Below are 9,073 nucleotides of genomic sequence, written 5' to 3'. Positions count from 1 at the left end.
CCCGGGGTGAGCTTCACCTCCGTCCCGGGCGGACCGTACGGGTCCGCTCCCGGGAGCGGACCGCGACCGCTGCCATGGGGCTGACCAGCGCAGCGGCCCGCAAGCTGATCACCGCCCTGGTCGGCCGCTGACCCACGGGCCGCTTCCATCTCCTCGCCCTCGGCCCGGGCCGGGTCGCACGGAAGGCCACAGTGCCCCGTCGGCCAGCCAGGGTAGGGGCCACGGCCGAGCCGCACTTGACGTGCAGGCTTCATTCACAGGCACTCAGCTTGTCTTTTATGGTCGAGATCGGTTGCGTTCGATGATGGTCTCGGGGCGGCGGATGGTTTTGCCGACGTCGTAGCGGGTGGCGGGCCGCTGGTTCTTCGAGCCGGGTGGTCTGCCGGGGCCGGGCCGGGTGGGTTTGGGAACCCGGACCGGGCAGGGCAGAGTCGGGCGGATGTTCCTGAACCCCCGTCGGACCCGGGCGGGGGTGAGCTTGTTCGGCTGGGCTGCCCGTTCCCAGGGCCGGCGGACGTCCTCGGCGAGAGGTCGAGCGAGGCGGAGCTGGGTGTGCGCGACGATGACCAGCCATGTCCATCGGTCCGCCGCTTGCGGTGTGCGGAGCTTGGGGCGGGTCCAGCCGAGCGTCTGCTTGATCATGCGGAACGTGTGCTCCAGGTCGAACCTTCGCAGGAACGCCTGCCAGCGCAGATCGACGTCGCCGGCGCTCATGCCGGTGGAAGAGGACCACAGCCAGAGCGGCAGCGGGTCGCCTCCGCCAGGTAGATGGTCGACCTGAAGGCGGATCAGCGTCCCTTCGATGAGGGGGAGTTCGCTGTCGTGGTCGATCCAGGCGGAGCGGGTGGTGAGCCGCGGGTGCAGGCGGTCCCAGGCCATCGCGGAGGCTGTGCCGTAGCGGTCGGTGGCCTGGACGGTCACCGTGTCGGGCTCTCCCCAGGTGTCGGGCCCGGCGAAGCGGAACTCCCTGCCGTGCTTGGGAGGGCGCCCGCCCTGGGGATAGGCGAGGGAGTACTCCAGCTGTGTCGGCGTCGGCCGTCGCATGACCCGATCGGAGCGCATCCGACCCAGCACTTCCACCGGCAGATCCTTCAGCAGGTAGGCCAGGCGCGGGGCATCATAGCCGGCGTCGAAGACGGCCAAGACGTCCGGATCCCCTTCGCACCAGCGTTCGCTGGCGACCAGGTCCTCGAGCACCCGGCGGACCTGGTCGGCAGTCACCTCAGCGACGTCGTCTTCGGGCCCGAGTCGTACGGCGTCGAGCAGCTGGCACCAAGAGGTGCGTCCTGATTCGAGAGCGGCGACGAACGAGTACGGCCAGCCCGGGATCATCAGGTGGTGGTCCCGGCCACGGCCGTAGGTGTGGCAGAACAGCCGGTCCGCGCTGCACTCGGCATCCGGCCGCAGCCAGTTGCTCACGTCCACCGCCAGCACGAGCTGGCCGCCAGCGGCCTTCGGCTGGGGCAGCGCGGCCAGCGTTCGCCGCAGCCGCCCAACATCAACCCGACCCCGGTTAAGCGCGTCGTACAGCGCACCGTGCCCACGCCGGTGCTCAGCCACCAACGTCAGCTCCACCGGCGACGTCACCGGCCCGTCCGCACACAGGAGCGCGTCGGTGAGCTCGAACAGTTCGTCACGCCGCGCGGTCAGGCATCCGTAGAAGTCCTCACGGAAGTGCGACGCCTCCGCCAGCGGCTCGCACAGCCTACCCTTGTCCACCATCGCAGCCTTCGCGTCAAATCCCGTATCTCTTAGCCGAGTTCAGGATCGTGCGAAGGTCGCTCCATTGTCTGGAGAATCCCCGTGTGGGTGACTGGGTTCCCGCTGCTGGACGGGGTCCGCTCCGAGCGGGACCGGATTGCCGCCGGCTGGCAGCCCCGAGTGCCGGATACTCAGTCGCGAAGCTCGGGCCAGCCGTCCCTGTTCGAGCAGGACTCGTAGTCGTAGCGGGTGAGGCGGTCCCACTCTGTGCCGGTCACCTGCTCGAACGCCTCCTCGTGGACGTAGAGCAAGAGCTCGCACTGCCGTGTCGTGAACGGTGCGAACCGCTCGGGATCGTAGAACACGCCCTCGTATACGTCGCGGCCTGCAACAACCACCGCGGCGCGCGTGTACAGGAAATGGTCGTCCGACTGAGGGAAGGGAGAGCCGTCGATCGGCAGAGTTCCGAACTGCTCCTGGTCCAGGCGGTACAGAGCCTCCGCAAGGCGCTCGCCAAAGCCGATGATCTGGCCCACCGGTTCGCGCGCGAGAGTCTCGGTCAGGCGTGTACAGGCTTCCTCGAAGCCCTGACAGGTCTCGATGGCGGCCTCACCGCCGAGAACCTCGACGAGCTGCCAGAACCGCTCCCAGGTCATGATCGGAAGTCCGGGGTCGACGCCGTTGTTCAGAGGTGTCCTCGAATCGTTCACGACGTGATCACCGTCGTCGTTAGTGCCTCGGAAAGCCTGGCGTGAATGTCGAAGGTCTCAGTCATGGCCGCACCCTACGCCGGAGCACAGACACCACGTGTTCGAGGGCCGACGTTAAAGCACAAGCTCAGCCTGACCCGACCGGGCCGACCGGCCACCGGCAGGCCGGCAGCCCGCTACGAAACCATCCCGCCCGCCCGCTCGCGCCGTCGCCGGTCCTGGTCCTCCCCCTGGGTGATGAAGTGCTTGGCCTCCCAGAGCCGGTAGCGTTCCGCCCGCACCAGATCCTGCGGGAGCTGCTCGACCTCCGACCAGGCAGCCGAGCACGTCCTCCTCGCCACCGCCCAGTTCCGCTCCTTCACGGCGGCGTCGAGCTCGCCCATCAGACGCCTGAGCGTCCTCCCGGCCGCCCTTCTGCTCTTCTCGGAGGGCGACCTCTTCTTCTGTCGGCCACCCGGCTTGGACCCGGTGCCAACCGAGAGCGGCTTCCTCGGGTTCAGCGGATCCTGGCCCCGGCCGGACACGAGGTGGACCCGATGCCGCTGTCGATGCGTCATGGCACTCTCCCGGGCACCGACGGGCCGGGAGCGGCCCGGCGGCCCCTGGCTCTCAGCGTAGGCACACTCCCACTGCCGGGCCCGCCGGCAACTGCCGGCCCGCAGCGGGGAGACCGCGGCCGTCGTCCACGCCCGCCTGCCGAAGCCCCTCGACCGAACCACTCCCCCGGCCCGCCTGGACGCCGCCGCGCCCTGTGTCCTCTGCCAGGCGATCTTGACCGATTGCCACATGATCTTGACCGACGCCGGGGCTTCTGCCACGTCACCCCGACGGGTTGGCGTCGCTTAGGGCGTGGTCACCACATGCGGTCCCGCCACTCTGCGGTGGGCAGGTAGGTCTCGGAGTAGTCGCCGATCCGCTGCGCCCAGACGGGGTCGACGAGCATCGCCCTGGTGAGGAGCACGTCATGGGAGCGCTGGGTGCTGCTGAACAGCCCGAGTTCCTCCGAGGCGATGTCCCCCAGGTGGTTGTGCTGCAGGTAGACGTCGTGGGCGGCCTCGTAGGCGGTAAGGTCGGCCGCCAGCTCGGAGGGCACCCGGCCCACCAGCGCCAAGCCCTCCAGGAGAACCTGGGGCCCGCGCCGGGCATCGACAGCCGCGCCCGCCAGGTACCCGTCGCCGTTGAAGTACGCGGTGACGGCCCACCAGGCCGGCTTGTCGAGCGGAAGGTGGAAGGTGCGGCTCACCACGAGCCCGTAGTGCGGCCGGACCGTGCCCCAAGGGTCCGGCACCAGCTCTCCCTCAAGCGCCTGCCCCACCTCCTCGGCCCTCATCCCAAACCGCAGCGGACCCACCCGGCGCAACGGCTCCAGCTCCCACCGGATCCGCTCACCCGCCGCGACTGCATCCCAGCTCACGCCTCTCGCACCCCATCTCACTACCGACCCGGACCCCTGCGGTCCGAACCGGGCTGACCCGTCCAGCCCGGGGCACCGTACGACAGGACGGTGACAACCCATACGAGCCATATGAGCAGGGCGCTCAACCACGCCAGTCAAGATCAAGTGGCAGAAACACCGTATCGGTCAAGATCACTTGGCAAACGGTCACGATCACCTGTCAGAGGACACCCTGCGCCGACGCTGACCCGGCCGGGCTGTCCCAGGCCGGAACGCGAAACGCTCGCACCTGGGAAAACGGCCTGGGACGTCCTAGCGAAACGGTCGAAACCGGACACGCTGGGACGGTACTGGGACAGGCCTCCGTCCCAGCCCGAACGGACCGCCTGGCCCGGTCAGTCCTTGCCTTCGAGCCGCTTGAGCTGCGCCCGCTGGACGTCCAGCGCGGCCGACTTCGCGGCAATGTCCGCCGCCCAAGCGGCCGGCTCCACCGCCAGCTCCGCCAGCGGCTTGCCGGTGCGCATGTTGTTCTCCCGGTACTGCGCGTGGACGCCGAGGCCGCGGCCGGCGCCGCTGCGCAGTTCCAGATAGGAGTCGGCGATCCCGCCCATCGCCCCGCTGAGGTTCGACTGCGCCAGGGTGATCTCCTCCCGCAGCCGCTCGACCGGGTCCATCTCCACGTCCACGGCATCGCTCATACGCTCATGCTCGCAGCCGCCGCGCCCGGCCCGGGAGCCGTTACCCGAACGGGTGACGCTGAGCGGCCCGGATCCACCGGAGGGCGGGCAGCGGCGGCCGCGCGCGGGCACCACAGTCTGGCAGTCCGGCTGGGCCGAGCCGACCAGGCCGTGCTGTCCCATCACTGTCCCAGCCACCGCGCACCGCTCCCACCAGGCAAAACGGGGTGGGACCGTCCCAAGTGCGTCCCACCCTGGCGCCTGCTGAGACGCCGGCCGCGAGTCGGCCCAGCGACGCAGGGTCAGTCGTCGTCCCCGTCCTCCGGGATCTCGGGCGGGCCGAAGAACCGGCGGTTCTGCCAGGCGGCCTTGGACGCGATCAATCGCAGCTCCTGGAGGCGCTCGACCAGCACCGGCGGCCAGAGGCTGCCCTTGTGCTGCTCCAGCGGCACGGTGGGGACCGGGCCGGGATAGCAAGCCCTCTCCAGCCACTGGTCCTCGTCGGGGAACGCCCTGTGGGCCTGCTCCCGGATCTGGTCGCACCACCAGGCGGTGGCGGCGCGGGCCTCGCGGGCCAGCTTGGTCTCGTACGGAGCCGGGACCGGCATGACGAAGTCCGGATGCAGCGGCACCTCGGCCTCGGCGCTGTCGGTGGTGTCGGTGCTGGTGGTGGGGGTGATCGTGTCGGGCACGCCGGGATCGTAGACGGCCCCGCTGACAGGCCTGCGGTTGGCCCGCCGGGAAGCCGGCGTGCCGGCCACCAACGGCCCAGCCCGATGGCCTGCGGGCCGGGCTGCGCGGGCTGACGCTGGAGGTGTGCCCAAGACGACCAAGCCGCCGATGGTGGTGTTGCACCCGCCGTTCGAGCTGATGCAGCCTCGCCCTGCCACCGTGCTGCCCGCCGATGGTCAGTTCGAGGTCAAGCTGGACGGCTTCCGGGCGGTCGCCTGGGGTGGGCCGCGTGGGGTGGAGCTGTGGTCGCGGCGCGGGAACCGGTTCACCGGCAGGTTCCCCGAGCTGACCGCCGCCTTGGCGGCCGCGGTGCCGGCGGGGGCGACACTGGACGGCGAGATCTGCGCGTGGGCGGGCGGCAAGCTCGACTTCCACCAGTTGCTGCGCAGTCCGGCCCGGCGCCGCGCGGCTGGGGTGGCCCTGTCCTACGTGGCCTTCGACGTCCTGTCGCTGCCCGGCAAGGGCGACGTTCGCTCCAGGCCTCTTTCCGAGAGGCGTGCTCTCTTGGAGAAGCTACTGGCCGGGGCCGGGCCGCAGGTTCAGCCGGTGATGGCCACCCGATCCCGCGAGCAGGCACTCGCCTGGTATGAGGGCCTGGTGGATGTAGGGGTGGAGGGTCTGGTGGGGAAGAGTCTGAACGGCCGGTACGTGGCGGGCGCCCCGTCAAGGTCGACCTGGGTGAAGGTCCGGCACACCGCCACCGTGGACGCCGAGCTGGTCGGGGTGACCGGGTCGGCGCGGCGGCCAGAGGCTGCGCTGGTGCGGCTGCCGGACGGCCGCCAGGAGGTCACCACGCCCAGGCTCACGCCGGTGCAGGCCGGCCAGCTCGCCGAGGCCATCGCGGGCCGGCTGCGCCCGGCGACCAAGGAGGACCAGGCCGCCCGGGTGCACTGGCTCGCCGAACCGCTGCCGCTGGTGGAGGTGATGGCCGGCACCGGCCGCCACGGCCAGGTCCGCTTCGTCCGCGCCCGGCCCGCCGAGTAGCCAGCGGTCGCCGTGCCGGTCAGCCGGGGACGGTGCGCGGGTCGACCGGCCAGAGGTGCTCCAGGCACCGGGTGGCAGCCTCGCACCCCTCGATCGCCCACGCCGCCTCCAGCGGTTCGCCCTCCCGGTGGCCGGCAACCGCGCGCAGCCAGTAGGTCTCGTGGCCGACGCCGAGGACGAGCAGGCGCCGCTCCGGTGCGGCGCTCTCCTCGAGGACGTCGCCCTGGCGGTAGAGCGGGGCACGGCTGCTCACCCCTCCATCGTCCCTCGCCCCGCCCCCGCCCGGTGCTCTACCAGCTCGCTGGGCCGCCCGGATCGGTCGGCTGCGGCGTCGGCTCGATCGCCGCGGGGTCGTACCAGTACCAGCCCCAGCTCATGATGTCCGGGCCCCAGCGCACCGAGACCACCCAGCCGCTGGAGCCCTCGTGGAGGCGCCAGCTGTCCACCCGGCCGGGCAGCCACCGGCCGCCGATCCGGATCCGCACCCACCGCCAGCGCGGCTGCGCGTGCCGGGAGCGCCCCGGCCCCGACATCAGCTCGGGCGGGGGCTGCTCGGCATCCCCTTCGACGTACGACGGGTGGTGCGGGCGGCAGTACGGCCGGGCGACCACCGGCTCGCCCGCGTACAGGTACTGACGCCGGGTCATCTCACACCACCGCCAGCGGGCCGCGCACCGCACCCGCCGCCGAGCGGCCACCACCGTGCTGGCGGTCCGGTTCGACGGTGCGGATCGAGCCGTCGGCGTGCGGCAGCCACAGCTGGACGTCGCGCTCGCGGGCCGCGCCGCCCCGCCCGCCCGTTCGCACCGTCAGCCGGCGGGCCTTCAACCGGCCACGGCCCTGGCCCACGCCTTCCCAGGAGCGGGCGATGACGCCGAGCTGGACCCGCGCGCCCGGCCACTCGCCGGCCACCACCAGCGCGCAGCCGGCTTTGCGGGTCACCGTCACCAGCCGCTCCGCCACCTGCGGCCGCACCCGCCCGTCGGTGCGCAGCAGCAGGACCGCGACGCCGTCGGCCAGCGCGGTGACGACCTCCGGCCAGCGCTCACCCGCGCCCTCGACCACCACCAGGTGCTCCAGGTCGAGGCCGATCTCGGCGGCCGCGACTAGGCCGAGGCTCTCGAAGCCCGCCGTGGCCGTCCAGGAGCCGGCCACGGTGGCGGCGGCCGCCAAGGCGAGCACCAGGGCGGTGCCGCCCCCGGTCACCGAGACCACCTGCCCGGGCTGCAGGCCGCGGGCGGGCAGGAGCTCGGCGAGGGCGGGCAGCACGGGGACCGTCGTGCCGGGCTGGGCGAGCTGGAGACGGGGGGCGAGGGCGGCGAGGGCTGCGTCCACAACCCCCACTCTCGAACATGTGATCGAAAAAGTCACGCGGGAAGTCACCCTGTGTCGGCAACGACACCTGTGACTGTTCGCCGTAGAGGTTGTTGGCCGCCCCCGGGGCCGGGGTCGGGCCAGGTGGTCGGGCCGGGAACGGCGAAGACACCCCACGGCGCCGAATCGGTTGCCGGGCTGCGGATCGCCGACGCACAGGCACTGCAGCGCTGGGAGCAAGAGCACGTCATCAACCGCGAGCAACGGGTGCTGAGGGCCACCGAACGGGAGGCGGCCGCGCTCGCGGGGACGGTCATCGCAGCCCTCACCGGCGACATCGACTGACCGCAGCACGTGACCATGGTGAAGCGGTCGGTCGCCGAGCTGGTGGTCACCGACCGGGGCCGGGTCAGATCTGCCGGTCGGGGTCGGAGAAGGTCAGGCCGCCGGCGCCGAGCGGGCGGCGGGCCGGGGCCGGGGCGGACTCGGCTTCACCGGGCGGCTGGCGGAAGTCGGCGCCCTGCTCGATGGGCAGCAGCCGGCGGCCGCTTACCTGGGCGGGAGCGGGAGCGTCGGTGGTGGACTCGGAGAAGGCGGGCATCGAGAGCGGTCGGCGGTCGGTCATGATCACAGTCTCGCAGCTCCGGCCCTGCCGGTAGGGCCAGATCGCTATCAGCGGTGATAGTGCTCTGGCCCTGGTGGCCAGAGCCACGTCGTTGTTTCAGATCTCCAGAACAGAGCGGTCAAGTCTCTGCTACCAGCCTCATCTGGACCGGGACATGCGGGACAGCGGGGCAAGGGGGCCGGGGGCTCGGCCCGGTACGGCATGACCGGGGGCCGACCAGCGGACCAGCCAGGCGATATCGGCCGGCCCTGCTGGCAGGGCCAAACCGCTACCACCGGTGATAGTGCTTTGGTCCTGCCAGCAGGGCCAAGAACAAGCGCGGGCCTCCCGTCAGGATGAGGCACCGCTTTGGCACCGCTGACGGGGCCAAACCGCTATCACCGGTGGTAGTGCTCTGGCCCTGCTGGTGGGGCCAAACGACAGCGGCCCGGACGGTTGTCCGGGCCGCTGCTGGCTGTCCCCGCCTACGCGCCGATGCCGAGGTTGGCGAGTTGCCCCTCGTAGCGCTGTCGCAGCCGCTCGCCGAACCGTTCGGGGTCGAGGGACTCGATCCGGGGCACTGCGGCCAGGCCGGCCCGCATCTTGCCGCCGGTCAGCAGCGGGTGGATCTGGTAGACACCGGGCTCCAGGAGCCAGGCCAGGCCCTTGTCCGCCAGCTGCTTCACGGACCGGTTGACGCTCGGCGCGCTCAGGCCGAGCAGGGTTCCCATCTCGGCCTGGGAGAGGCCGGCGCATCCGGTCTCCGGGTCCTGGTAGGCCAGCAGGGTGTGCATCAGGCGGAAGCTGTTGGCGGTCAGCTCGACCAGGCTGAGAACGGCCAGCGCCTCACGGCTGATGGTCACATACTCCGCGGTCGGGATCGGCGGGACGTACCGGGTGGTCGTCATCTGGAGTCCTCGGTCAGGGGCGCACAACGCCCACCAGCTGCTGATAC

The 9,073-nt window shown here is 71.5% G+C and carries 13 protein-coding genes; 2 read left to right on the top strand and 11 right to left on the bottom strand.

Annotation, left to right across the window (positions count from 1 at the left end):
* Window positions 1-276: 276 nt before the first annotated feature.
* The 6 genes from ACWEPF_RS35390 to ACWEPF_RS35365 form a co-directional block, all read right to left on the bottom strand.
* Complete coding sequence (locus ACWEPF_RS35390) at window positions 277-1,722, bottom strand: NF041680 family putative transposase (RefSeq protein ID WP_452175808.1); 1,446 nt, start codon at window positions 1,720-1,722, stop codon at window positions 277-279.
* A 170-nt stretch (window positions 1,723-1,892) separates the two neighbouring features.
* Window positions 1,893-2,411 (bottom strand): DUF4240 domain-containing protein, encoded by a 519-nt coding sequence (locus ACWEPF_RS35385; protein ID WP_452175807.1) that lies wholly within the window; start codon window positions 2,409-2,411, stop codon window positions 1,893-1,895.
* Between the two features lie 176 nt (window positions 2,412-2,587).
* On the bottom strand, window positions 2,588-2,794 hold the full coding sequence (locus ACWEPF_RS35380) for a hypothetical protein (RefSeq protein WP_452175806.1): 207 nt from the start codon (window positions 2,792-2,794) through the stop codon (window positions 2,588-2,590).
* Window positions 2,795-3,264: 470 nt separating this feature from the next.
* Complete coding sequence (locus ACWEPF_RS35375; RefSeq protein ID WP_452175805.1) at window positions 3,265-3,699, bottom strand: hypothetical protein; 435 nt, start codon at window positions 3,697-3,699, stop codon at window positions 3,265-3,267.
* Between the two features lie 503 nt (window positions 3,700-4,202).
* Window positions 4,203-4,505, bottom strand: a complete 303-nt coding sequence (locus ACWEPF_RS35370) for a hypothetical protein (RefSeq protein ID WP_452175804.1) — start codon at window positions 4,503-4,505, stop codon at window positions 4,203-4,205.
* Window positions 4,506-4,786: 281 nt separating this feature from the next.
* Entirely contained in the window at window positions 4,787-5,176 is a 390-nt protein-coding gene (locus ACWEPF_RS35365) for a hypothetical protein (RefSeq protein ID WP_452175803.1), read from the bottom strand.
* A 124-nt stretch (window positions 5,177-5,300) separates the two neighbouring features.
* Between ACWEPF_RS35365 and ACWEPF_RS35360 the strand changes: the two genes are divergently transcribed.
* On the top strand, window positions 5,301-6,200 hold the full coding sequence (locus ACWEPF_RS35360) for an ATP-dependent DNA ligase (RefSeq protein WP_452175802.1): 900 nt from the start codon (window positions 5,301-5,303) through the stop codon (window positions 6,198-6,200).
* A 19-nt stretch (window positions 6,201-6,219) separates the two neighbouring features.
* Here the strand turns inward: ACWEPF_RS35360 and ACWEPF_RS35355 are convergent, their stop codons facing one another.
* From ACWEPF_RS35355 to ACWEPF_RS35345, 3 genes are read right to left on the bottom strand one after another with little or no spacing between them, the layout of a single operon-like run.
* A complete protein-coding gene (locus tag ACWEPF_RS35355; protein ID WP_452175801.1) occupies window positions 6,220-6,453 on the bottom strand; it encodes a hypothetical protein in 234 nt (77 codons plus the stop codon).
* Window positions 6,454-6,490: 37 nt separating this feature from the next.
* Complete coding sequence (locus ACWEPF_RS35350) at window positions 6,491-6,847, bottom strand: hypothetical protein (protein WP_452175800.1); 357 nt, start codon at window positions 6,845-6,847, stop codon at window positions 6,491-6,493.
* A gap of 1 nt (window position 6,848) precedes the next feature.
* Window positions 6,849-7,535: a hypothetical protein gene (locus ACWEPF_RS35345; RefSeq protein WP_452175799.1), complete on the bottom strand. Its 687-nt coding sequence runs from the start codon at window positions 7,533-7,535 to the stop codon at window positions 6,849-6,851.
* Between the two features lie 123 nt (window positions 7,536-7,658).
* Here ACWEPF_RS35345 and ACWEPF_RS35340 point away from each other — a divergent pair, with 123 nt between their 5' ends.
* On the top strand, window positions 7,659-7,859 hold the full coding sequence (locus tag ACWEPF_RS35340; protein WP_452175798.1) for a hypothetical protein: 201 nt from the start codon (window positions 7,659-7,661) through the stop codon (window positions 7,857-7,859).
* 64 nt (window positions 7,860-7,923) lie between these two features.
* Here ACWEPF_RS35340 and ACWEPF_RS35335 read toward each other — a convergent pair whose 3' ends face one another.
* Together ACWEPF_RS35335 and ACWEPF_RS35330 are read right to left on the bottom strand one after the other, a co-directional pair.
* Entirely contained in the window at window positions 7,924-8,139 is a 216-nt protein-coding gene (locus ACWEPF_RS35335; protein WP_452175797.1) for a hypothetical protein, read from the bottom strand.
* A gap of 464 nt (window positions 8,140-8,603) precedes the next feature.
* Window positions 8,604-9,026 (bottom strand): helix-turn-helix domain-containing protein, encoded by a 423-nt coding sequence (locus ACWEPF_RS35330; protein ID WP_452175796.1) that lies wholly within the window; start codon window positions 9,024-9,026, stop codon window positions 8,604-8,606.
* Window positions 9,027-9,073 lie beyond the last annotated feature (47 nt).

Source organism: Kitasatospora sp. NPDC004289 (genome assembly GCF_053602875.1).
The sequence above is the reverse complement of the archived record's forward strand: the minus strand, read 5'-3'. Positions and strand labels throughout refer to the sequence as shown.

Coding starts and splice junctions, on each gene's coding strand:
- ACWEPF_RS35350 (WP_452175800.1), bottom strand. CDS start 6,847: ATGACCCGGCGTCAGTACCTGTACGCGGGCGAGCCGGTGGTCGCCCGG.
- ACWEPF_RS35390 (WP_452175808.1), bottom strand. CDS start 1,722: ATGGTGGACAAGGGTAGGCTGTGCGAGCCGCTGGCGGAGGCGTCGCAC.
- ACWEPF_RS35335 (WP_452175797.1), bottom strand. CDS start 8,139: ATGACCGACCGCCGACCGCTCTCGATGCCCGCCTTCTCCGAGTCCACC.
- ACWEPF_RS35370 (WP_452175804.1), bottom strand. CDS start 4,505: ATGAGCGATGCCGTGGACGTGGAGATGGACCCGGTCGAGCGGCTGCGG.
- ACWEPF_RS35380 (WP_452175806.1), bottom strand. CDS start 2,794: ATGGGCGAGCTCGACGCCGCCGTGAAGGAGCGGAACTGGGCGGTGGCG.
- ACWEPF_RS35330 (WP_452175796.1), bottom strand. CDS start 9,026: ATGACGACCACCCGGTACGTCCCGCCGATCCCGACCGCGGAGTATGTG.